Genomic DNA, 22,781 nt, shown 5'->3' on the forward strand with positions numbered 1-22,781 from the left:
GCAAACCAAGCGCGCTCATAAAGCCGCGAGATACGCCTCCCAATCAAACGCCTCTCCGGGATCTGATTTTCTTCCCGGCGCTATCTCACTATGCCCAACAATCGCTTGCTTGCTCATTTGTGGATAATGAGCCAATAGTGTTTGAGTCACCGCTACCAGGGCTTGATATTGAGCCTGAGTAAAGGCGCTATGGTCGGTTCCTTCTAATTCAATCCCAATGGAAAAGTCATTGCAAGCTTCCCGCCCACGGTAAGTCGATACCCCAGCATGCCAAGCGCGCCGATTAAATGGTACATATTGTTTCAATTGACCGTCACGCTCAATCAACAGGTGCGCAGAGACCTCTAAGCCAGCTAAATCGGCAAAACTCGGCTCTGCACTACTATCTAAAGTACCGCTAAACAGCTGATCAACATAGCCATTGCCATAAACACCCTGTGGCAAACTGATACAATGCACAACCAATAGGCTGATCTCATCTTCGGGTCGCTGATTATGAAATGGGCTTGGCAGCTGCTGCGCCTGTACCAGTTGATGCTGCTGATTAATCTGCAAAACTCTCTCCTTAGCCATAAAACAATAGCGCCTGACAACTCGCTTATCATAAAGCCAATATTTGCCCATGCAAGCTTAAGCCTTCTAAGTTAGAATGCGCTACATGCTAGGGTATATACTCTACAAACCATCATCACTATCGCAACTATCAGAGAATCGATGCATGAACCTCGAACAATTGCGCGCTAATGTCAGCGCAGCCCTCATTGAAGATTTAAGTCACTTAGACCCGCAGCTAGATATCACCGCGGGGCTGATTCCCGAACAACAAGTCAGTAAGGCTAAAATTATCAGCCGCGAAGATGCGGTATTTGTGGGTCGCCAATTTGCCGATGAAGTGTTTCGCCAACTCGGTGGACAAGTCAGCATAGAGTGGTTGGTTGAAGACGGCGACAAGGTTGTCGAAAACCAAAGCCTTTGCTATTTAAGTGGTCCTGCGCGGATTTTATTAACCGGTGAGCGCTGTGCACTCAACTTTATTCAAACCCTATCCGGAATTGCCACGCAAGTGGCTGCCTATTGTGACTTGCTTACTGGCACCCAATGCCAATTACTGGATACCCGAAAAACGCTACCGGGCTTACGCTTTGCCTCAAAATATGCGGTTCGCTGCGGCGGCGGCCATAATCATCGTTTCGGACTGTTCGATGCTTTTCTCATAAAAGAAAACCACATCATGGCCTGTGGCAGTATTAAAGCTGCAATAGACAAGGCGCGCCAGTTGTCACCGGGGAAAAAAGTGGAAGTGGAAGTGGAAAACCTCGACGAGTTAAACCAAGCGCTCGATGCAGGCAGCGATGTGGTAATGTTAGATAATTTCAGCGTCGAGTTGATGCGTCAAGCGGTTGAGCTCAACCAGGGCCGAGCAAAGTTAGAGGCCTCTGGCAATATGACCCTAAGCACCATTCGCCAGTATGCCGAAACAGGCGTTGACTATATTTCGGTAGGCGCTTTAACCAAACATGTCAAGGCGCTAGACCTAAGTATGCGCTTTGTCGCCGAATAACATCGATTAGTGAAACAAGGCTGTATAAATACATTTACAGCCTCTCAAATCAAAGCCCCGCTAAGATCACGATTTAATTGTCTTTTTCTAAAAATAACTATACTTATAACATTCGTGTGCTTTAATCAGTATAGATTTGCAGCACCGTACAGTAAGGGATGTGGCTGAATTAACGGCGTTAATTTATTGCAACCCGATAATAAAACGGTAGATAAACAACTTAAAACTTGTGTAAAGGAAAGACGCAATGAAAACAGTCCAAAACCTTCAAATCAAAGTAGCCAACAAACAAAGCGGTTTTACGCTCATCGAATTAATGATCGTAGTTGCCATCGTAGCCATCTTAGCGGCAGTCGCGCTGCCTGCTTATAACGAATATGTGAAAAAATCCAAATTCGCCAATGTGTCAGCTGCAACCCAAGCTTACAAGATCAAAGTAGAACTTTGCCATGCAACAGAAGGAACCTTAACAGGATGTAACGCAGGCGCTCATGGCATTCCGACTGCGCTCGCAGCAACAGACGATCCGACAGGCTCTATTTCTACCATCGCAGTTAGTAACGGTGTAATTACAGCAACTGGTACTTCAGACGTTGATAGTAAAACTTTAATACTAACTCCAACTATTGTAAAAGAAAGAGTAATTTGGGATAAAGAAGCCACTGGTGCGGTTAGTACGTGTGTAGCTGCAGGTTATTGTTAAATTAGCTCCTTAACTATGGCAGACAATTACCTCAACGGCCTTGCTTCCAGCTTGGCCGTTTCTTTTCCCGACAAAGAACAACGCCTCACTGAGCTGTATCAACGCAGTAAGCAAGAGCAGCGTGCTTTTACCAGCGTATTGGTCGAGAATGAACTGCTCTCCAGCAAACAGCTGGCGGATTTTTGTGAAAGCCAATTTGGCATCCCGCTACTGGATTTAGATGCCATCGAGCTGAGTGAAATCCCGCAGAAATATCTCAACGAAAAATTGATTTTTAAACACCACGTCTTGCCAGTTTATAGCCAGGGACAGACCCTGTATGTGGCAATGGCCGATCCCAGCAATGTGACCGCCCTCGAAGATTTTGGCTTTAGCTTCGGCCTGCACGTCGAAGCGCTACTGGTTGAAGAAAACAAGCTATTTAACGCCATTCAATCGCTAGTCGATGACAGCGCCAACCTCGATTTAGGCGAGATATCCGATGAGGAGATCAACGATTTAGAGGTTAGTGAGGAAGGCTCACGCCTCGATGAGCAGCAAACCAATAAACAAGACGATGCGCCCATCGTAGTTTATATCAATAAGATCTTGATGGATGCGATCCGCCGGGGCGCTTCCGATTTACACTTTGAGCCCTATGAGCATAAATACCGGATCCGATTTCGCATCGACGGACTGTTACACGAAATCGCCAGCCCACCGATTAACCTGGCCAATCGCTTCTCGGCGCGACTCAAGGTAATGGCGCGAATGGACATCGCCGAACGTCGACTACCACAGGACGGTCGAATCAAACTCAAGACCGGCCGTAACAAGGCTATCGACATGCGGGTGAATTCTCTGCCCACCATGTGGGGCGAAAAAATCGTGATCCGGATCCTCGACTCTTCGGCGGCCAAGCTAAACATCGACGCGCTTGGCTACGATGAGCAACAAAAAAAGCTATATTTAGACGCCTTAGCTCGCCCGCAAGGGATGATTTTAGTCACCGGCCCCACCGGTTCCGGTAAAACCGTGTCGTTGTATACTGGCTTAAGTATTCTCAATACCAGTGAAATTAATATTTCCACCGCCGAAGATCCGGTGGAGATTAACCTGCCAGGGGTTAACCAAGTACAGATTAATAATCGCGCCGGACTAAGCTTTGCCAGCGCTCTACGCGCCTTTCTACGTCAAGATCCTGATGTGGTAATGGTTGGGGAGATCCGCGATTTAGAAACCGCAGAAATATCGATTAAAGCGGCGCAAACTGGCCACTTAGTGCTGTCGACCCTGCATACTAATTCCGCCGCCGAAACCCTGACCCGGATGCTGAATATGGGGGTCCCGGCCTTTAACATCGCATCCTCGGTCAGCTTGATCATCGCCCAACGTTTGGCGCGACGACTCTGTGAACACTGTAAAAAATCGAAGATAATCGAGGCCCATTTATTACCCCAAATCGGCTTTAATCAAGACCAAATCAGCGCAGGAGTTCAATTATTTGAACCCCAGGGTTGTGATAAGTGTACCGGCGGTTATAAGGGACGAGTAGGGATTTACGAGGTGATGCCCATGAGCAGTGCAATTGCTAAACTGATTATGGAGCAAGGTAATTCCATTCAAATCGCCGAACAGGCGATTAACGAGGGGATGTATTCGCTGCGCATGTCCGCCTTAGAAAAAGCCCGTTTAGGCGTCACCAGCCTAGCAGAAGTCGAGCGAGTCACAAATGTATGATTCACCCAAACGGCACCGTTAATTATTTGATAAATTAAACCTATGTTTTAAGACTCATTGTTTGCAGGGATGTTATGGCCGCCACAAACACCAAGCGTAAAGTCGCCGTAAAAAAAATCAATGCCTTTAGCTGGAGTGGGATTAATCGCCGAGGCGGTAAGGTGAATGGCGAGTATCAAGCCGAGACGATCAGTCAAGTACGAGCCGACCTGCGTCGCCAGGGCATCACCGTTACCAAAATCAAGAAAAAAAGTGAGAGTTTTCTTAGCCAATTGGGTAATAAGATCAAGCCGATGGACATCGCGGTGGTCTCTCGGCAAATCGCCACCATGCTGTCGGCTGGCGTGCCACTGGTGCAGAGTTTTAACATTATCGCCAAGAGTGTCGAAAAGCCGGCGATGCGCCAACTGATCGGCGAGATTAGCGCCGAAGTAGAATCAGGCACCCCACTTTCCGAAGCCCTGCGTAAACATCCTCGCTACTTCGACGATCTCTACTGTGACCTGATCGATGCCGGGGAGCAAAGTGGAGCCCTCGAGACGATTTATGATCGGGTGGCCATCTATAAAGAAAAGGCCGAATCGCTGAAGTCCAAAATTAAGAAGGCGATGTTTTATCCAGTCTCGGTAATCATCGTCGCCATCATCGTGACCACCATTTTATTACTATTTGTGATCCCCCAGTTTGAAGAAATTTTTGCCAGCTTTAATGCCGAACTCCCAGCCTTCACGGTGTTCGTTATTGGGATCTCACGCTTCCTGCAGGATTATTGGCCGTTTATCTTTGGTGGTATTTTTGCGGCAGGCTTTGGCTATGTGCAAGCCTTTCGCCGCTCGCAGGGGGTGAAAGATGCCACCGACCGCTTTATTTTAAAAATTCCGGTGATTAATCCCATCTTACACAAGGCTGCAATGGCCCGTTTTGCGCGCACCTTGTCTACCACCTTTGCCGCCGGGATCCCGCTAATCGATGCGCTGCGCTCCGCAGCTGGTGCTTCTGGTAACGTCGTCTACCGCAATGCTATCAACGCCATCCGGGTGGAAGTCACCGGTGGGATGCAGATGAATGTGGCGATGCGTACCGTCAACATCTTTCCCGATATGGTGACCCAGATGGTGATGATTGGCGAAGAATCTGGCTCCTTAGATAGCATGCTCGATAAAGTCGCCAATATCTATGAACAGCAAGTTGATGACGCGGTTGATGGCCTCACCAGCTTAATCGAACCCTTGATTATGGCTGTGCTTGGGGTATTAGTTGGTGGTATGGTAGTGGCCATGTATTTACCTATTTTCAAACTGGGATCGGTCGTCGGTTAAAATGCAAGAGTTCATTGAATTTTACCCAGCCTTAGCGCTGGGTTTCTGTTTGTTAGTCGCGCTGTGTATCGGCTCTTTTAGTAACGTGGTGATCCATCGCCTACCGGTGATGCTCGAGCGACAATGGAAACAAGAGTGCCGGCAGTTTTTAGCCGATGAGCTTGATGGCGATACGCCAGTTTCTCCCCAAACTTATAATTTAGCGCTACCGCGCTCAACTTGTCCGCACTGTCATCACTTAATTCTGGCCTGGCAAAATATTCCACTCATCAGTTGGTTGCTACTACGCGGTAAGTGTGCCAACTGCAAAGCGCCAATCAGTATCCGTTATCCATTGGTAGAAGCAGCGTGTGCGGCCTTAACCCTAGCCTGCTGGTGGCAGTTTGGTTTTAGCTTGCCATTCATCTTTGCCAGTATCTTTTGCATGCTGCTACTGTGTTTAGCCTTAATCGATTTGGATACCATGTATTTGCCCGACCAACTCACCCTACCCGGCCTGTGGTTTGGCCTGCTGCTGAATCTCGTTGGGGGCTTTGTCAGCCTTGAAAGTGCGGTGCTCGGCGCAGCAATTGGCTATGGTTTCTTATGGAGCTTATTTTGGCTGTTTAAACTACTGACGGGCAAAGAAGGCATGGGCTACGGAGATTTTAAGCTATTGGCGATGATTGGCGCATGGTTTGGTTGGCAGGCCCTACCGCTAACCATCCTGTTATCATCACTGATCGGCGCGGGTATTGGCATTGCACTGATCTTGTTCGGCCGACATCAACAACAAAAACCGATTCCCTTTGGTCCCTACTTGGCAATTGCTGCCGTTGCCTATCTATTTTTTGGCCAGAGTATTCAAGATTGGTACTTCAACTACATCGGTTTAGCGTGATGGCGGGCCTCATCTCCGAGCATCGCACACGAGGGCTCCGTGCATGATCATTGGATTAACTGGCGGCATCGCCAGCGGTAAGAGTCAAGCATCCGCCCTGTTTGAAGCGCTTGGAGTGGCGGTGGTGGATGCTGACGTTGTTGCTCGGCAATTGGTTGAACCCGGCCAGCCAGCACTCAATCAGATCATCAAGCACTTTGGCCCGCAGCTACAGCTTGCGAATGGTCAATTGGACCGAGCCGCATTACGCAAAATTATTTTTAGTGAGCCCGAACAAAAAACTTGGCTGAACCAGTTGCTTCATCCACTAATCCGCCAACAAATGCAACAACAGCTTAACGCTGCAGAAGGCCCCTACAAGATCTTGGTTGCCCCGTTACTCCTAGAAAACAAGCTGGATAAACTTGTCGATCGAGTGCTCATGATCGATACGCCAGTTGCCCTACAAATTGCCCGAACCATGGCGCGTGACAAGGTCAATCAAAACCAAGCCGAGCAAATTATTGGTGCCCAAATGGATCGAGAGGCTAAACTCGCCGCCGCCACAGATATCATCGTAAACGATGGCGAACTGTCGTTATTAGGCGACAAAGTAAAGGAATTTCACCGCATTTACCTTAATCTTGCCAAAAGCCATGACAGTTGAAAGATCAGTGGGTACACTAGTTTAGATAAGACTTTAACTTAGTGTAATGAATCGTCATGGCCGCACTCATATTCGAGCACCCTTTAAATGAGAAAGTAAGAAACTACTTACGCTTAGAGCAGTTATTTGAGCAACTCATGTTGGCTAAACCCCTGCAACACCCTTTGCAACAACAGCAATTTTTTCGGATTTTGTTTGAAGTTGCCGAAGTTTTAGAACGCTGTGAATGGCGCAGTGATTTACTCAAAGATTTAGCGACTCAAACCGAAAAACTAGATCAATGGGCATCCATGCCAAATGTTGATACCAGCAAAATAGAGCAGCTAATCCTTGAGGTTAAAAGTCTATCGGTAGCCATCAGTAAACATGTTCGCGTAAGCGACCACCTTAAAAATGACCGTTTATTAGCCAGCATTCGCCAACGTTTAGCCTTACCGGGCGGGAATAGTAGTTTTGATCTTCCCTACCTTCACTACTGGCTAAATCAACCACCGTCACAGCTTAGAGCTCAAGTAGAAGGGTGGCTACAACCCTTTCAAATGGTCGTTGAAGCAATTAAGCAGCTGCTCAAACTTGTCCGCGAGCAACATCAAGCCATTGAAGTGATTGCCAACAAGGGCTTCTATCAAGGCGTAGCACAACACTGTGGTCTATTACGGATCGAAGTCGATACCGACTATCAAGCCTATCCAACCGTGAGCGGACATAAACACCGCTTTGCTATCAAATTCATCAGTGCGGCCAATCTAGAAATAGACAATATTCACTGCCGCCTTTATTGCTGTAAGATCAACTAATGAAAAACCAAAATCCCCCAGTAGTTAAATGCCCCACTTGTAACGACGACGTCATCTGGCAAAGCAGTAGCGAGTTCAGACCCTTTTGTAGTGAGCGCTGTAAACTCATCGATTTAGGGGAATGGGCAAACCAAGAGAAGGCCATTCCCGGACAGCATATTGTAGAAGATGAAGATAAACCTGACAGCTGGGAGTTTTAACGGCCTCAGCTCTGATTCGTCTCTAAGCGCCCAATCGCCTGCAAAATAGCAAGATTTGCCTCAGGAAAAGTGTAATCACTCAAATCTTTTGCCATCACCCAGCGTATTTCCTGCTGTTCTGCGCCTTGAGCCTCTCCTGTAAAGCGTTCAATGGTATAAACGTGTAAACACACACGTTTATCGACATAATCGTGTTCAATACGTGTCAACGCTTTACAGCTGCTCACATCAATATCGATCAGCAGTTCTTCTTTTAGCTCACGGGCTAAAGCTTCAAGCACCGTTTCTTCTGGCTCAACTTTTCCTCCGGGAAACTCCCACTTTCCTCCCTGATGCTGCGCTTGGTGCCTTAAGCTCAACAAAATTTGTTGTTGCTTGAAGATAACCCCTACCGCCACATTGACTGTTTTCATTGCTACTCCCAAATTTGGCCCTTAACCGTTGACGGCGCGTCTAAACCAAAAACGACACCGAATTTTACTCTCGTGGCGCATATAACCAACCTCCCCCCAAGAGCTACGCTCACAAGCACAATCTAAACCGCAGCTCACATCAACAAAAAGGAGAGCCAAGGCTCTCCTTTTTACAGCATAACTATCCTCAAATCAGGATAACTTACCATGGCATTGCTTATATTTCTTACCTGAACCACAGGGACAAGGATCATTGCGTCCCACTTTTTGCCCTTCACGAACGACCGGTTGATTTGATGCCGTTGTTGCTTCATCCTCGAGCTGATTTTGAGCTTGTTGATGACGATATTCCATAGCGCGTTGTTCGGCTTCACGACGTTTCGCTTCCATCGCTTCCACTTCTTCTGGCGCTTGAACCTGCACCCGACTCAAAATACTAATCACATCTAGCTTGAGTGCTTCAAGCATCTGGGTGAATAATTCAAAAGATTCCCGTTTGTATTCTTGCTTAGGATCCTTCTGAGCATAACCACGTAAGTGGATCCCTTGACGCAGATGATCCATCGCAGCGAGATGCTCCTTCCAAAGCTGGTCAAGAGTTTGCAGCATCACCGATTTCTCAAACTGTTTGATACTATCCGCGCCCACTTTATCAATTTTATCTTGGTACTCTTTCACGGCGGCTTCGATAACTCGCTCACGCAAGCTTTCTTCATGTAACTTATCGTCTTCATCCAGCCATTTTTGAATTGGTAAATCCAGTCCAAAATCACTCTTCAAACGTTGTTCCAACTCAGTGATTTGCCACATTTCGTCGAGAGACTGAGGGGGAATGTATTCATCAAGCACCGCTGAATATACATCTTGACGGATCACTTCGATAGTTTCAGAAATACTTTCACTATCCATAAGATCGTTACGTTGCTCGTAAACAACCTTGCGCTGATCGTTAGCCACATCATCAAATTGCAGCAAAGACTTACGCACATCAAAGTTACGCCCTTCAACTTTACGCTGAGCATTTTCAATGGCGCGAGTGACCCAAGGATGCTCAATCGCTTCACCCTCTTCCATGCCGAGTTTTTTCATCATTCCGGTAACTCGATCTGATGCAAAAATACGCATCAAGCTATCTTCCATCGAGAGGTAGAAGCGAGTCGAACCGGGATCCCCTTGGCGACCCGACCGACCACGAAGCTGGTTATCAATACGACGGGATTCATGACGCTCGGTGCCAATAATATGTAAACCACCACTGGCTAATACTGCATCATGACGCTGCTGCCACTGGTGTTTAATCTCGGCAATTTGCTGCTCGCTCACTTCCTCACCTAAAGCACTCAGCTCGGCTTGAAGGCTACCGCCCAACACAATATCTGTTCCCCGGCCCGCCATATTCGTGGCGATGGTCACCGCACCAGCCATACCCGCTGAGGCGACAATTTCCGCTTCCTTCTCATGGAACTTAGCGTTCAGCACGTTATGTTTAATTTTTTCTTTGTTTAAAATATTCGACAATAGTTCCGAATTTTCGATCGATACGGTACCGACTAACACTGGACGCTGAGCCTTCACACACTCACGAATATCCTCGACAATGGCGTGATATTTCTCTTCTGCGGTCAGATAGACTAAATCCCCTTTGTCATCACGAACCATCGGTTTATTGGTTGGTACAACCACCGTATCGAGGCCGTAAATAGATTGAAACTCAAAAGCTTCGGTGTCGGCAGTACCAGTCATTCCAGACAGTTTTTGATATAGGCGGAAATAGTTTTGGAAGGTGATTGATGCTAGGGTTTGGTTTTCATTTTGAATTGCCACCCCTTCTTTCGCTTCCACCGATTGATGTAGCCCTTCGGACCAACGACGCCCTGGCATGGTACGGCCGGTGTGTTCATCAACAATCACGATCTCGCCACTATCACTCACGATATAATCGACGTTACGTTCGAATAAGGTATGCGCGCGTAGACCAGCATTCACATGGTGTAACAGGCTAATATTGGCTGCATTATAAAGTGAATCTCCCTCTTGGAGCATGCCCCGCTCAATCAAGGTTTCTTCGACAAAAATTTGACCAGTTTCGGTCAAATGAACCTGCTTATTTTTTTCGTCGAGGGTGTAGTGACCGTCACCCGTATGTTCTTCAGTATCTTCTTCCTCTTGGCGAACCAAAAGTGGGATCACATCATTAATTTTTTTATAAAGCTCTGAGCTATCTTCCGCTGGACCAGAAATAATCAACGGTGTACGAGCCTCGTCGATGAGGATCGAGTCGACTTCATCCACAACTGCATAATTTAAAGGTCGTTGCACTCGTTGCTCTGGCGCAAAAGCCATATTGTCACGCAGATAATCAAAACCAAATTCGTTGTTAGTACCATAGGTAATATCAGCGGCGTAGGACGCCTTCTTGGCTTCATGGTCCATTCCCGAAATATTCACTGCAACAGATAAACCTAAGTATTCAAATAGAGGGCGATTCCATTCCGCATCACGTTGTGCCAAATAGTCATTCACGGTAATCACATGCACGCCCTTACCGGTAATCCCGTTCAGGTAAGCAGGCAAAGTCGCGGTCAAGGTTTTACCTTCACCAGTGCGCATCTCTGCGATTTTATTATCGTTAAGAACCATGCCACCAATCATCTGGACATCGAAATGACGCATTTCGAATACCCGTTTTGAGGCCTCACGAACCACCGCAAACGCTTCTGGCAAAATTGACTCTAGCGTTTCACCTTGCTCCACCCGCTCTCTAAATTCGACGGCCTTCGCTTTGATGTCTTCTGCTGACAATTTTTCGTATTCGGGCTCTAGGGCGTTAATAGCATTTACTATTTTACGCATCTTCTTGATGGTACGGTCGTTTCGGGTACCAACTATCTTCGTTACTAATTTACTAATCATGAAAAACTACTTCTGCTAAGACGAAATCCAATTTTCTATGCACTGGCTTTGCGATAAATAAATTTACTGGGATTCAGAGGTCGGCCATTTTTAAGCACCTCAAAATGCACATGAGGACCGGTTGAGCGGCCAGTACTGCCCATCAACGCGATCTCGTCCCCTTTATTTACCACATCACCTTCTTTTACTAATACTGCTTTAGCATGCCCGTAACGCGTTACCATTCCGTTACCATGCGCTATTTCAACGAAGTTGCCATAACCAGAACGCGTTCCGGCCCAAACAACCACGCCACTACCCACTGCGTAAATCGCTGTCCCTTCCTTCCCAGCAATATCGACGCCATTATGCACCGACAAGCGCTGCGTAAAAGGATCGATCCGCGAACCAAAGGGTGAAGAAATCCAAATGCCGGGGCCTTTTGCTGGCCAACCAGAGATAAAACTATTGTCTAATAAATGGAGACTTTGTTGCCAAGATTCAAGCGCGGTAAGAGATTTTTTGTTTTTACCAAGCTGTTGTTCTAGTTGATACAGGCCAAACAACAAATGGCTATCGCGTTCGCGACTACTGTCGATGTCCATCATCGGCCCGCCAATCGGAGGTGTATGAGAAAAATCAAACTCTGCGGCAAGTTCGCTATCTTCCACTAAGCGAGCGCCAAGGGCATTCAAACGGGTCATCTCGACTTGCATTTGCCCCACTCTAAGCGCTAACCCACGATAACGCTCACGTAATTGTTGCTCAAACTGATGTAGCTTTGGTTCCGCTTGTAAACCATCCAACTGACTAATCAACCGCGCCTGTTGCTGTGCTAAGTTTCGATACTGTTGAACACCCCACAAACCAATACTGGACAATAGCAGTGCCAGCAGAAATCCCAGCCATAATAAACGGAAGGGATTTACGCGAATGGTTCTGGTCTCGCCTTTATGGGCGTATACTAAACTTAAGTTCATATTGAAAATATACTAATTATTATGTCCAAGCGACAACACCAACCGATTTCGATTAATCGTCTGTTTCATCAGAAACAATTTGCGCAAATCGAACAGCCCTTACAACGCCGACTTCAGCTGCAACAACTGGGCAGCGATATTTTGGCACACTACAAACTACAGCAATGCCGTATCGTTAATATGCGTCAAGGAGTCGCTATTATCGAAGCACCGAGTTCCGCTTGGCTCACTCGACTAAAACAGTTCCGATTTGAACTACTGAGTGACTTACGCAAAGCTATCCCGGGGGTTGTCAGTTTAGAATTAAAAATAAATCCGGAGTTAAAGCACATTAAACCAGAACCTGAAGTAAAAAGCACTGGAAAACGCGAGCTAAGCGCTGAAGCAGCTAGACATATCACAGAATTATCCAAGCATGTGCCTGATGAACTGAAGGAAAAGTTGAAAAAATTAGCGGCGCTGAGCGGAGAGAGTTAGCCAGCGCCGACCAAATAACTAGAAACTGAATACCGGCAGTTGGTATGCAGCAGGCGCTTCGGACTTGTCTTCAAAAGTGACAATTTCCCAAGCATGTTGTTGCTCAAGCATTGCTCGAACTAGATTATTATTCAAGGCATGACCCGATTTATGTGCTCTTAAGTGACCCAAGATGGGTAAACCAGCCATAAACAAATCACCCACCGCATCGAGTAACTTGTGTTTAACAAACTCATCTTCATAACGAAGGCCATCTTCGTTAAGAATCCGGTAATCATCCAGCACAATTGCATTTTCTAATCCGCCACCCAGGGCTAGATTTTTAGATTGCAAATACTCAATATCACGCATAAACCCAAAGGTTCTAGCACGGCTGATTTCTTTCACAAACTTATCGGCAGAAAACATCATCGAAATCGCCTGATTACGGCCTTCCATCGCAGGATGATCAAAATCAATAGAGAAATCAATTTTAAAGCCGTCGTTGTTCGGCAGTAACTCGGCCCACTTATCTTCATGTTCAACACGAATAGCTTGTTTAATTCGAATAAACTTCTTCGCCGCAGATTGTTCTGTAATACCAGCCGATTGCAATAAAAATACAAAGGGGCTAGCACTACCATCCATCACTGGAAGCTCTGGCGCATCGACATCAATAATTAAATTGTCCAAACCTAGGGCTGCAATTGCCGCCATTAAGTGCTCAACTGTTGAAATACGGTTACCCGCATCATCAATCAGACAAGTACAAAGCATGGTGTCGCGTACCAATTCTGCTTTTGCCGGGATCGTGACAACCGGATCTAAATCGGTACGATTGAACAGGATACCGGTATTCGCTGGCGCGGGACGCAAGACTATCGTGACCTTGTGCCCAGAATGTAAACCGATCCCTGTCGCTTGTACTGACTTTTCAAGAGTCCGTTGTTTAAGCATAAAAATTCCTCTGCTTTACGACCAAATAAATGTTAATGGTCGGACATCTTAGCATAAGTTTGAAATACACCACAAACTTTTGGCTAAATCTCCAGCATTAACCAACAGATTAATCTGCCTGACGACGTAAAAATGCTGGGATATCTAAATAATCACCATCACTACTCGCACGACTAGGTTCCGCATTTACCACCGCAGCGGATTCATCCATCATCGGCGCTGAATCGGCAGGTAAGGTACGCGTAACCGGTTCCGCATTCACAGCTTGTTGTGGCTTAACAATAGAAATATCAGGACGGCGTTCTGCACCAATACCAGTTGCAACCACAGTCACTCTTAATTCATCGCTCATTTCTGGGTCAATCACGGCACCAACCACAACAGTCGCATTCTCAGAGGCAAAACCTTTCACAGCGTTACCCACCGTTTCAAACTCTTCAATGCTCATATCGAAACCAGCGGTGATGTTGACCAAAATGCCACGTGCTCCAGCTAGGTCGACGTCTTCCAACAAGGGGCTAGAAATAGCAAGCTCGGCAGCTTCTTCAGCGCGATCTTCACCAGAAGCGATCCCGGTCCCCATCATTGCAGTGCCCATTTCACGCATCACCGTGCGAACATCGGCGAAATCCACGTTAATTAAGCCAGGGCGAGTAATCAACTCGGCGATCCCCTGCACGGCACCTAGTAATACGTTATTTGCAGCCTTAAAAGCATCCAGCAGAGACACCCCTCGACCCAATACTTTTAACAGCTTATCGTTAGGGATCGTAATTAATGAATCAACACTCTTACTCAGCTGCTCAATCCCCTGCTGAGCATAACTGGTGCGTTTTTTGCCCTCAAAACCGAAAGGTTTAGTCACTACCGCTACGGTTAGGATCCCTAGCTCTTTAGCCACTTCCGCAACAATCGGAGCGGCACCAGTACCAGTCCCGCCTCCCATTCCGGCAGCAATAAACACCATATCTGCGCCTTGTAATTGGCTCATGATCGCATCTCGATCTTCCATCGCAGCTTCGCGACCTACTTCAGGGTTTGCACCCGCCCCTAAACCTTTGGTGATGGCCCCACCAATTTGTAAGGTATTATCGGCACCAGAGTTACGTAGCGCTTGCGCATCGGTATTGATCGTGATGAATTCCACCCCTTCAATCGACTGCGCCACCATGTGCTCAACGGCGTTACCGCCGCCGCCGCCAACACCAACCACTTTAATGACCGCTTCATCGGTATGACTATCCATAATCTCAAACATAGTTCTCTCTCCGCTTTATTTTCGCCAATTAGCAAAAACTAAAATTCACCTTTAAACCAACTGTGTAAACGCTTCGCGATATTACCAACGCTGCTTATATTTTTCACTTCAATTGGCTTTTCAGTTTGATTTTCCATTCCGTAATGTAACAAGCCCACAGCTGTTGAGTAGGTAGGCGCTTGTACATATTCGGTAAGACCAGCTACTTTATTGGCAGAACCAACTCGCACCTGACATTGTAAAATTTTCTCGGCGCATTCAACAACGCCCTCTATCTGTGCTGCACCACCAGTTAAAACCACACCGGCGCCCAACTGCAATTTAGTGCCTTGCGCTTGTAAATCATCCGCAAGCTCATCCAGCTTGACTTTAATCATCGCAAACAGCTCACTATATCGAGGCTCAATCACCTCCGCTAAAGTTTGCCGTTGCAAGCTACGAGATGGACGTCCTCCCACACTGGGGACTTCAATGGTATCGTCTCGACTCACCATACTGCCTAAGGCGCAACCATAACGAACCTTGACGGCCTCAGCATCATTTAATGGCGTACCAAATACGGTCGCTATATCACGAGTCACCGAATTACCAGCAAATGGAACCACTGAGGTATGACGCAAAGCGCCGCTAGTATAAACCGCAATATCCATGGTGCCAGAGCCAATATCAACCACACACACACCAAGCTCTTTTTCATCTTCAGTAAGCACCGCATAACTTGAAGCCAAGGCAGAAAAAATCAGCTGATCGACTTTAAGATCACAACGCTCGACACACTTCACGATGTTCTTCACCATATCGTTGTGGCAAGCAATAAGATGCACCTTGGCTTCCATACGAACTCCCGATAAACCAATCGGGTTTTTGATACCTTCTTGGAAATCGATGGCAAACTCTTGCGGCAATACATGCAAGATGCGGTGTTCATCGGGCAGTTTCACCGATTTAGCAGTGTGGATGGCGTTATCCACATCATCCTGAGTCACCTCTTCATCACTAATCGGCACCATGCCCTTTTCATTTAAACAACGGATGTGGCGTCCCGAGACCCCCAAATACACCGAGCTAATCTTGCAATCGGCCATTAACTCCGCTTCTTGCAGTGCTCGCTGTACAGTTTTAACCACCGAATCAAGGTCGTTAACCCCACCTTTATCCATACCCTTTGCCGGATGACTGCCTACACCGATAATGCTCATCTCGTTGCTCGGCAAGACCTCACCGATCAATGCGGTGATTTTTGCGCTGCCAATATCGAGGCCAACGATCAGTTTTCTATCCGTTACTTTGGTCATTAATTACCAAACCTTCTTGTTTCTTCCAACCTACGGCAAAGCCGGTGTCATAACGTAAATCAACATAAGCGACTGCCGCATTCTTCAACTGCGGGTAAATATCGACAAAACGTTCAATACGATTGAACTTATCTTCTTTTCCTAAATGCAGTCGCATACCACCAGCCAGTTGTATTTGCCAAGCATGGCGCTCATTTAACGCAAGGCTTACAATATTTAAATTTCGACTCTGCAAACGCTGTTGCAATTGTCGAAAGGTGCTCAATACCATTTCAGCCTGCTCATCCGGACCACTTAAAGATACCAAGGCCGTTTTTACACGTTGCTGTGGCGCATCAAATATCTGACCTTGCTGATTAAGCAAAGCGGCATTATTCCAACGAGCAACGACTTGCTGCTCTTGTAAAGCGATCGATAACTTATCTGGCCACTGCTTACGTACCGTAACCTGCCGTACCCAAGGCAAGTGTTCAATCTGTGCTTTCACTTGCGACACATCCAAGCTAAAAAAATTGCCAGCCTCAGGTAATGCCGCTAAGGCATGCTGTAATTCTTGATCTAATACATACTCGCGCTGACCCGATACCAATAAGCGATTCATCGGGCTAAGCCGCTTATCACTCACCCCTCGATATACCGAGTAAGCCGCATAACTCAATACTAAAATAACCGACACAAAAAAGGTCACTCCCGCCCAATAGGCCCAAAGTTGCTTTTGTTGATGGGTCATTTTCATGATTAATGCGCCAAATCCAAAATACTCGCGACTAACTGATCAAAGCTCAGGCCTGCCTGTTCAGCCGCCATCGGTACTAAACTTTTTTCGGTCATTCCCGGGGACGTATTCACTTCGAGTAAATACCAATTCCCTTGTTGATCAGCCATCAAGTCAACTCGTCCCCACCCTTCACAGTCAGTGGCTTTAAAAGCTTGCATCGCAATCTCTGCCAATTGTTGCTCTTGTTGCGCGTCCAAACCGCTTGGGCAAAAATACTCGGTGGAAGCGCTTTGATACTTCGCCTGATAATCGTAAAAGGTATGCGGTGTTTGCATCCTAATCGAAGGTAATACCCGCTCCCCAACAATGGCTACCGTATATTCAGCACCGCTAATCCACTGTTCGATTAGTACTCGAGTATCATATTCAAAAGCACTCACTATCGCTTGTTGCAACTGCTCAACCGTCTCCGCCTTGGCCATTCCAATGCTTGACCCCTCTAAAGCGGGTTTAACAATCACTACTCCCGATAACTGTTGCAAAATATCTTCCGCCTGAGCAGCTTGATAAGAGGCTTGATCAACAATCCGATAAGCAGCCGTAGGCAGACCAAGAGTTTGCCAAATTTGCTTACAACGGATTTTATCCATCGCCAAGGCAGAACCAAGTACCCGACTGCCGGTATACGGAAGCCCCAGATATTCTAAGGCACCTTGCAAAGTACCGTCCTCACCACCTCGTCCATGCAAGGCAATAAACACATGACTATAGTGATTCTGTTTTAGCGTGTTTAGATCAAAACCTTGAGTATCGATACCTTCCGCATGAATACCTGCTCGAAGCAAACCCGATAACACCGCGCGCCCCGATTTAAGTGATACTTCACGCTCGGCTGAATCACCACCAAACAGCACCGCCACTCGTTTCATAACTAAACTACCCATTAATTATTCTTCATTCTATTGATGTTGAGCTGCAGCTCACCCAAGTGCCGCGCCAAGACGCCAATATTACCAGCACCTTGGGTTAATACGACATCACCATCTTCGATCACATCAGCAAGCAAACTCGCCAATTCATCGGGTTGTTTCACATAAATAGGCTCTAAACCTCGTTGGCGTAGACTACGGCATAATGAACGACTATCCGCACCAGCAATCACATCCTCACCTGCCGAATACACTTCCAAAAGCAATAAGCTGTCCACTTGAGCCAATACATCCACAAAATCTTCGTATAAATCACGCGTACGACTATAACGGTGCGGCTGAAACGCCATCACCAAACGCCGCTCTGGCCAAGCAGCTCGCGCCGCTTTCAGAGTTGCCAATACCTCGGTTGGGTGGTGACCATAATCATCCACCAACAGAGCAGAACCATTGCCGGTGGCAAATTCACCATACTGCTGGAATCGACGACCAATACCTTCAAAACCATTCAAAGCATCAATAATCGCCCGATCTTCGATACCATCTTCGCTCGAGACCGCGATTGCAGCCGCCGCGTTAAGCGCATTATGCTGCCCCGGCATATTAAGCTCAATCTCTAAGGCTGGACGACCAATGCGCTGCACCGTAAACGAGCAACGGTCACCTTGTTGCACAAATGCCTGAACCCGCACATCTGCCTGCTCTGAAAAACCGTAAGTAATAATATGTCGACCAATTTTAGGCAATAGCTCCTGCACGCCAGGATCATCAATACACATCACCGCCACGCCATAGAAAGGCAGGTTATGTAAAAAATCGATGAAGGTGGCATGTAGCTGAGCTTCATCACCACCATAAGTTTCCATATGGTCTGGTTCAACATTGGTGACCACTGCAACCATCGGCTGCAAGTGCAAAAATGAGGCATCACTTTCATCAGCTTCGGCGATAAGGTAACGGCTACTGCCCAAACGTGCATTGGTACCCGCGCTATTTAGCAAACCACCAATCACAAAGGTGGGGTCACGGTCAGCCTGCGCATAAATACTGGCAAGCAAACTAGTCGTAGTGGTTTTACCATGGGTGCCCGCAACGGCAACTCCATGCCGATAGCGCATCAATTCAGCCAACATTTCTGCGCGACGAACCACCGGAATCCGAGCAGCTCTTGCAGCAACAACTTCTGGGTTATCGTCTCGAATCGCAGTTGACACCACCACCACGTGTGCCCCCGCAATGTTGCTTGCAGCATGACCAACATAAATTTCAGCACCGACCGTCAGCAAACGATCCGTCATTGTATTTTGCGCCTGATCCGAGCCTGAGATTTGATAACCTTCATTAGCCAATACTTCGGCAATCCCCCCCATACCTGCACCTCCAATCCCCACGAAGTGAATCCGCTTCACCTTGCGCATCTCTGGGATCATGGTCCGTAATTTGGCCAATTCAATTTTACTCATCTAACTACTCTTCATTAAGTCTTGGCAAACTGCGGCGACTTTCTCTGTCGCATCAACGGCCGCCTGCTTTCTCGCATTACAACCATAACGATGGCGCAATCCCGGATCAGCAAATTCATTTAATATCGTCGCTATCCGCTGTGACGAAAAATCGCTTTGAGCCAACAATTGGGCAGCCTCTGCATCCACCAAATATTGGGCATTTTTAGTTTGATGATCGTCCACCGCATAGGGAAGCGGAACAAAAATCGCAGCTAAACCCGCGGCCGCCACCTCCGACACAGTGAGCGCGCCAGCGCGACAGAGTATCACATCCGCCCACTGGTAAGCTGCTGCCATATCATCAATAAACTCGACTATTTTCGGCGCTTGACTCAAGTGTTCTTCAAGCTTGGCATCCTGATAGGCTTGTTCGGCACTTGCCAACTTATTTTTACCCGCTTGATGACAAATACGAAGATCTAAACCACTGGCTTTAATTCCAGCAGCCAAATGCTGATTAAAAACTTGCGCCCCTAAACTTCCGCCAATCACTAGCAGATTATAATCGCGACTTTCACTTAAGCTTTTTTCAGGTAATGCCAATACCGCAGGTCTCACCGGATTACCCACCACTTTGCCCTTAGCGAGAGCACCAGGAAAAGCAATCAAAGTCTTAGTGGCAATTTTGGCCAACATTCTATTGGTTAATCCGGCGGCGGCATTTTGCTCATGTAATACCAGAGGTTTTCTCATCAACCATGCCGCTATTCCACCGGGTCCACTGGCAAAGCCGCCCATGCCAAGCACCACATCAGGTTGCAAACGCAGCATCAGCAACAGCGCCTGCCTTATAGCATTCAACAACTTAAAAGGCGCGGCTAGCTTACGCAACAGGCCATTGCCACGAACCCCCTTGATACTTATAAAATCAATAGCATAGCCATGTTTCGGTACCAACTGAGCTTCCATTCGTTCGGCGGTTCCCAACCACGATATCTGCCAACCTTGCTGACACAGATGATCCGCTACCGCCAAACCAGGAAATACATGACCACCAGTCCCGCCGGCCATAACCAATAACTTGGGACGCTTCTGTTCAGCCATGGGAGTCCCTCGTATAGGCTTGGCAACGAGCCAAACGGAACTCATGGTCAATGCGCAATAACACTGCGACCGCTATCGACATCACCAACAAACTGGAACCACCATAACTCACCAAAGGTAAGGTTAAGCCTTTGGTCGGCACCAAGCCCGATGCAGCCCCCACATTCACCATCGTTTGAAAACTAAACCAAATACCAATGCCGCAAGCTAAGTAACCCGCAAAAGCTTGTTCTGCTAATAAAGCCTGCTTGCCTATTTTCATCGCTCGGCTAACCAATAAAATGAGTAACAGGAGTACCGCACAAACCCCCACAAAACCAAGTTCTTCCGCAAGCACCGCCACCACAAAATCGGTGTGGGCTTCAGGTAAGTATTCAAGTTTTTGAATTGAGTTCCCCAAACCTTCCCCCAACCAATCTCCGCGACCAAAGGCCATCAGAGATTGCGTGAGTTGATAACCGCTACCAAAGGGATCTTGCCAAGGGTCCAAGAACGAAGAAACTCGACGCATTCGATAAGGTTCGGCAATCACCAAAGTCACCACCGAAACCACACCGGTAAACATTAAACCAAAGAACTGGATCAGCTTCGCGCCAGCTAAAAACAACATGCCCACCGTCGTCACAAACATCACAATCACGCTACCCAAATCGGGTTGCGCCAATAGTAAAACAGCCATCAGAAAAAACACCACTAGCGGCTTTAAGAAACCTTTTAAATTCTCTCTTACCTGTTCATGACGGCGAACCAAATAACCAGCCAAGTAGGTAAACAGCGCCAGCTTTGAAAACTCAGCGGGCTGGATATTAATCGGACCAAAACCTATCCAGCGACTACTACCGTTAATATTTCGCCCCACCAATAACACCAACACCAGCGCGAGCCCCGCCAGCAGCAAAAATGTTGCGTTATGTGACTGCCACCAGGCGATCGGGATCTGCACCACCACCGCCATCGTCGCTAAGCAGATCAGTAGGTAGATACCATGACGCTTGGCAAAACGGAACGGATCGTCATTGATGGCAATACCTTCTGGGATAGAAGAAGACGCCACCATCACTAAACCAAATACCATCAAACATAGCGCTAACCACAATAAGTGACTATCGAATAACTGTGGTTCGGCACGCGCTGCAGGCTCCACCTGAAACCGACTGACCAACAGTTGAAATCCTAAGCGTGGTTTAGCAAGTAAATTCATAGCGCCTCCACCAATTGGCAAAAGTGCTCACCGCGCGCTTCAAAATTACGATACATATCCAGACTGGCACAGGCAGGCGATAACAATACCGTATCACCAGCTCTAGCTTGTTCAGCGCACCAATTCAACGCTCCAGATAGGTCATCAACTAAGACGACTTGCGGATCCAATTGTTGAAAACGCAACTTATCTCGACCAAAGGCAACCACCCCTGCCACTTCAGAAAATGCAGACTTAAGCTCACTTAAATCGCCAGCCTTACTATCCCCGCCCACAATCAACCAGAGTTGAGCCGCGCTATCTTTCAGTCCGATGAGCGCCGCCAAAGTGGCGCCAACATTGGTGGCCTTAGAATCATTAATCCACCGGATATCTCTTTTACGAGAAACCAATTGGCAGCGATGGGTTAAGCCAGCAAACTGCTTTACCGCGGCTAAGCAAGCTTGCATGGGAATGGCGAGCGACTCAGCTAAGGCGAGAGCTGCCAGTATATTGGCATAATTGTGGGTTCCAACTAAGGCCAAATCGCTAATATCAAGCAGTACTTTAGTTCCGCGAAGTAACTGTTTTTGATCGCAGCTAAGACAAAAGTCGGCAGGCTGAGTGACAGAAAAACTAAGTCTATTTTCAGTCGTGGTAATTGGTGTCGATTGAACATCATCCAAGTTCACAACTGCGGTCATCGCGTGCTGATAGACTTTTTGCTTCGCTGCAATATAAGCACCTAAATCATCATAGCGATCCATATGATCTTCGCTAACATTGAGTAGAGTGGCCGCTGCCGTCTGCAAATGTTCGGTGGTCTCTAATTGGAAACTTGATAACTCCAATACATATAGCTGCACCTCATCATTGAGCAAATCCAACGCGGGCACGCCAATATTACCGCCAACCGCCACCTTAAGACCGGCCTGTTTAGCCATTTCGCCTAGCAGTGTAGTAACGGTACTCTTGCCGTTAGAGCCAGTAATCGCCACCACTGGTGCTGCCGCATAATGACTAAACAACTCCACATCACCGATCAAAGCAATGCCTGCTTTGGCAAGGGTTTGTAGAACCGGGTGGGCCAAGGCAACACCAGGACTGACAATCACCACATCACAATCGAGTAATTGAGCCAGAGGCAGCTCGCCACAAATTACTGGCAATTCAGTGGGCAAATTAACCAAACCCGGTGGCTCTGCTCGGGTATCACAAACCAAGGGAGAAATCCCGTGACGCAGCAAAAAACGGACACTACTGAGTCCGCTAGCACCAAGGCCAACCACCGCATATCGCTTTTGTGACTGTAATTTACTCACCAACCCA

22 protein-coding genes are annotated in these 22,781 nt (G+C 47.3%); 9 read left to right on the forward strand and 13 right to left on the reverse strand.

The annotated features are described in order from the left end of the window. Window positions 1-15 precede the first annotated feature (15 nt). Window positions 16-573, reverse strand: a complete 558-nt coding sequence (gene ampD, locus ACRRS0_RS18765; RefSeq protein WP_432456061.1) for a 1,6-anhydro-N-acetylmuramyl-L-alanine amidase AmpD — start codon at window positions 571-573, stop codon at window positions 16-18. 145 nt (window positions 574-718) lie between these two features. Here ampD and nadC point away from each other — a divergent pair, with 145 nt between their 5' ends. From nadC to yacG, 8 genes are all read left to right on the forward strand, one after another. Next, complete coding sequence (gene nadC, locus ACRRS0_RS18770) at window positions 719-1,561, forward strand: carboxylating nicotinate-nucleotide diphosphorylase (RefSeq protein WP_432456060.1); 843 nt, start codon at window positions 719-721, stop codon at window positions 1,559-1,561. A 247-nt stretch (window positions 1,562-1,808) separates the two neighbouring features. Next, window positions 1,809-2,264 carry a pilin gene (locus ACRRS0_RS18775; protein ID WP_432456059.1) on the forward strand — a complete coding sequence of 152 codons (456 nt, stop codon included), beginning with the start codon at window positions 1,809-1,811 and terminating at the stop codon, window positions 2,262-2,264. Between the two features lie 15 nt (window positions 2,265-2,279). Continuing rightward, on the forward strand, window positions 2,280-3,983 hold the full coding sequence (gene pilB / locus ACRRS0_RS18780) for a type IV-A pilus assembly ATPase PilB (protein ID WP_432456058.1): 1,704 nt from the start codon (window positions 2,280-2,282) through the stop codon (window positions 3,981-3,983). 74 nt (window positions 3,984-4,057) lie between these two features. Next, window positions 4,058-5,302, forward strand: coding sequence for a type II secretion system F family protein (locus ACRRS0_RS18785; RefSeq protein WP_432456057.1), 1,245 nt, complete (start codon window positions 4,058-4,060; stop codon window positions 5,300-5,302). A 1-nt stretch (window position 5,303) separates the two neighbouring features. Continuing rightward, the gene (locus ACRRS0_RS18790) at window positions 5,304-6,182 is read left to right on the forward strand and encodes a prepilin peptidase (RefSeq protein ID WP_432456056.1); all 879 of its coding nucleotides are present in this window, start codon (window positions 5,304-5,306) and stop codon (window positions 6,180-6,182) included. 43 nt (window positions 6,183-6,225) lie between these two features. Further along, the gene (gene coaE / locus ACRRS0_RS18795) at window positions 6,226-6,828 is read left to right on the forward strand and encodes a dephospho-CoA kinase (protein WP_432456055.1); all 603 of its coding nucleotides are present in this window, start codon (window positions 6,226-6,228) and stop codon (window positions 6,826-6,828) included. Between the two features lie 56 nt (window positions 6,829-6,884). Further along, on the forward strand, window positions 6,885-7,625 hold the full coding sequence (gene zapD, locus ACRRS0_RS18800) for a cell division protein ZapD (RefSeq protein WP_432456054.1): 741 nt from the start codon (window positions 6,885-6,887) through the stop codon (window positions 7,623-7,625). Further along, on the forward strand, window positions 7,625-7,825 hold the full coding sequence (yacG, locus tag ACRRS0_RS18805) for a DNA gyrase inhibitor YacG (protein ID WP_432456053.1): 201 nt from the start codon (window positions 7,625-7,627) through the stop codon (window positions 7,823-7,825). The genes zapD and yacG overlap by 1 nt, the downstream gene beginning before the upstream one ends. Window positions 7,826-7,830: 5 nt before the next feature. Here yacG and mutT read toward each other — a convergent pair whose 3' ends face one another. The 3 genes from mutT to ACRRS0_RS18820 all read right to left on the reverse strand — a co-directional run bounded on the left by mutT (window position 7,831) and on the right by ACRRS0_RS18820 (window position 12,110). Further along, complete coding sequence (gene mutT, locus ACRRS0_RS18810) at window positions 7,831-8,238, reverse strand: 8-oxo-dGTP diphosphatase MutT (RefSeq protein WP_432456052.1); 408 nt, start codon at window positions 8,236-8,238, stop codon at window positions 7,831-7,833. A 192-nt stretch (window positions 8,239-8,430) separates the two neighbouring features. Next, on the reverse strand, window positions 8,431-11,151 hold the full coding sequence (gene secA / locus ACRRS0_RS18815; RefSeq protein ID WP_432456051.1) for a preprotein translocase subunit SecA: 2,721 nt from the start codon (window positions 11,149-11,151) through the stop codon (window positions 8,431-8,433). Window positions 11,152-11,186: 35 nt separating this feature from the next. Then, complete coding sequence (locus ACRRS0_RS18820; protein WP_432456050.1) at window positions 11,187-12,110, reverse strand: M23 family metallopeptidase; 924 nt, start codon at window positions 12,108-12,110, stop codon at window positions 11,187-11,189. 21 nt (window positions 12,111-12,131) lie between these two features. Between ACRRS0_RS18820 and ACRRS0_RS18825 the strand changes: the two genes are divergently transcribed. Beyond that, window positions 12,132-12,587 (forward strand): DUF721 domain-containing protein, encoded by a 456-nt coding sequence (locus ACRRS0_RS18825; RefSeq protein ID WP_432456049.1) that lies wholly within the window; start codon window positions 12,132-12,134, stop codon window positions 12,585-12,587. An 18-nt stretch (window positions 12,588-12,605) separates the two neighbouring features. Here ACRRS0_RS18825 and lpxC read toward each other — a convergent pair whose 3' ends face one another. The 9 genes from lpxC to murD form a co-directional block, all read right to left on the reverse strand. Next, on the reverse strand, window positions 12,606-13,523 hold the full coding sequence (gene lpxC, locus ACRRS0_RS18830; protein WP_432456048.1) for a UDP-3-O-acyl-N-acetylglucosamine deacetylase: 918 nt from the start codon (window positions 13,521-13,523) through the stop codon (window positions 12,606-12,608). Between the two features lie 109 nt (window positions 13,524-13,632). Beyond that, window positions 13,633-14,781 (reverse strand): cell division protein FtsZ, encoded by a 1,149-nt coding sequence (ftsZ, locus tag ACRRS0_RS18835; protein ID WP_432456047.1) that lies wholly within the window; start codon window positions 14,779-14,781, stop codon window positions 13,633-13,635. A 38-nt stretch (window positions 14,782-14,819) separates the two neighbouring features. Next, window positions 14,820-16,076: a cell division protein FtsA gene (ftsA, locus tag ACRRS0_RS18840; RefSeq protein ID WP_432456046.1), complete on the reverse strand. Its 1,257-nt coding sequence runs from the start codon at window positions 16,074-16,076 to the stop codon at window positions 14,820-14,822. Further along, window positions 16,057-16,812, reverse strand: coding sequence for a cell division protein FtsQ/DivIB (locus tag ACRRS0_RS18845; RefSeq protein ID WP_432456045.1), 756 nt, complete (start codon window positions 16,810-16,812; stop codon window positions 16,057-16,059). The genes ftsA and ACRRS0_RS18845 overlap by 20 nt, the downstream gene beginning before the upstream one ends. 2 nt (window positions 16,813-16,814) lie before the next feature. Beyond that, a complete protein-coding gene (locus ACRRS0_RS18850; RefSeq protein ID WP_432456044.1) occupies window positions 16,815-17,738 on the reverse strand; it encodes a D-alanine--D-alanine ligase in 924 nt (307 codons plus the stop codon). Then, window positions 17,738-19,186, reverse strand: a complete 1,449-nt coding sequence (gene murC / locus ACRRS0_RS18855) for a UDP-N-acetylmuramate--L-alanine ligase (protein ID WP_432456043.1) — start codon at window positions 19,184-19,186, stop codon at window positions 17,738-17,740. The genes ACRRS0_RS18850 and murC overlap by 1 nt, the downstream gene beginning before the upstream one ends. Beyond that, complete coding sequence (gene murG / locus ACRRS0_RS18860; protein WP_432456042.1) at window positions 19,187-20,272, reverse strand: undecaprenyldiphospho-muramoylpentapeptide beta-N-acetylglucosaminyltransferase; 1,086 nt, start codon at window positions 20,270-20,272, stop codon at window positions 19,187-19,189. Next, the gene (gene ftsW, locus ACRRS0_RS18865; protein WP_432456041.1) at window positions 20,265-21,473 is read right to left on the reverse strand and encodes a cell division protein FtsW; all 1,209 of its coding nucleotides are present in this window, start codon (window positions 21,471-21,473) and stop codon (window positions 20,265-20,267) included. Before ftsW ends, murG begins: the two co-directional genes overlap by 8 nt. Continuing rightward, window positions 21,470-22,774 (reverse strand): UDP-N-acetylmuramoyl-L-alanine--D-glutamate ligase, encoded by a 1,305-nt coding sequence (murD, locus tag ACRRS0_RS18870; protein ID WP_432456040.1) that lies wholly within the window; start codon window positions 22,772-22,774, stop codon window positions 21,470-21,472. Before murD ends, ftsW begins: the two co-directional genes overlap by 4 nt. Between the last annotated feature and the right edge of the window lie 7 nt (window positions 22,775-22,781).

The sequence above is a fragment of the Agarivorans sp. QJM3NY_29 genome (assembly GCF_050870835.2).
Lineage (GTDB): Bacteria > Pseudomonadota > Gammaproteobacteria > Enterobacterales > Celerinatantimonadaceae > Agarivorans.

Excerpts from the sequence above, each read along its gene's own strand:
- ampD (WP_432456061.1), bottom strand. The coding sequence starts at position 573 with ATGGCTAAGGAGAGAGTTTTGCAGATTAATCAGCAGCATCAACTGGTA.
- nadC (WP_432456060.1), top strand. The coding sequence starts at position 719 with ATGAACCTCGAACAATTGCGCGCTAATGTCAGCGCAGCCCTCATTGAA.
- ACRRS0_RS18775 (WP_432456059.1), top strand. The coding sequence starts at position 1,809 with ATGAAAACAGTCCAAAACCTTCAAATCAAAGTAGCCAACAAACAAAGC.
- pilB (WP_432456058.1), top strand. The coding sequence starts at position 2,280 with ATGGCAGACAATTACCTCAACGGCCTTGCTTCCAGCTTGGCCGTTTCT.
- ACRRS0_RS18785 (WP_432456057.1), top strand. The coding sequence starts at position 4,058 with ATGGCCGCCACAAACACCAAGCGTAAAGTCGCCGTAAAAAAAATCAAT.
- ACRRS0_RS18790 (WP_432456056.1), top strand. The coding sequence starts at position 5,304 with ATGCAAGAGTTCATTGAATTTTACCCAGCCTTAGCGCTGGGTTTCTGT.
- coaE (WP_432456055.1), top strand. The coding sequence starts at position 6,226 with ATGATCATTGGATTAACTGGCGGCATCGCCAGCGGTAAGAGTCAAGCA.
- zapD (WP_432456054.1), top strand. The coding sequence starts at position 6,885 with ATGGCCGCACTCATATTCGAGCACCCTTTAAATGAGAAAGTAAGAAAC.
- yacG (WP_432456053.1), top strand. The coding sequence starts at position 7,625 with ATGAAAAACCAAAATCCCCCAGTAGTTAAATGCCCCACTTGTAACGAC.
- mutT (WP_432456052.1), bottom strand. The coding sequence starts at position 8,238 with ATGAAAACAGTCAATGTGGCGGTAGGGGTTATCTTCAAGCAACAACAA.
- secA (WP_432456051.1), bottom strand. The coding sequence starts at position 11,151 with ATGATTAGTAAATTAGTAACGAAGATAGTTGGTACCCGAAACGACCGT.
- ACRRS0_RS18820 (WP_432456050.1), bottom strand. The coding sequence starts at position 12,110 with ATGAACTTAAGTTTAGTATACGCCCATAAAGGCGAGACCAGAACCATT.
- ACRRS0_RS18825 (WP_432456049.1), top strand. The coding sequence starts at position 12,132 with ATGTCCAAGCGACAACACCAACCGATTTCGATTAATCGTCTGTTTCAT.
- lpxC (WP_432456048.1), bottom strand. The coding sequence starts at position 13,523 with ATGCTTAAACAACGGACTCTTGAAAAGTCAGTACAAGCGACAGGGATC.
- ftsZ (WP_432456047.1), bottom strand. The coding sequence starts at position 14,781 with ATGTTTGAGATTATGGATAGTCATACCGATGAAGCGGTCATTAAAGTG.
- ftsA (WP_432456046.1), bottom strand. The coding sequence starts at position 16,076 with ATGACCAAAGTAACGGATAGAAAACTGATCGTTGGCCTCGATATTGGC.
- ACRRS0_RS18845 (WP_432456045.1), bottom strand. The coding sequence starts at position 16,812 with ATGAAAATGACCCATCAACAAAAGCAACTTTGGGCCTATTGGGCGGGA.
- ACRRS0_RS18850 (WP_432456044.1), bottom strand. The coding sequence starts at position 17,738 with ATGGGTAGTTTAGTTATGAAACGAGTGGCGGTGCTGTTTGGTGGTGAT.
- murC (WP_432456043.1), bottom strand. The coding sequence starts at position 19,186 with ATGAGTAAAATTGAATTGGCCAAATTACGGACCATGATCCCAGAGATG.
- murG (WP_432456042.1), bottom strand. The coding sequence starts at position 20,272 with ATGGCTGAACAGAAGCGTCCCAAGTTATTGGTTATGGCCGGCGGGACT.
- ftsW (WP_432456041.1), bottom strand. The coding sequence starts at position 21,473 with ATGAATTTACTTGCTAAACCACGCTTAGGATTTCAACTGTTGGTCAGT.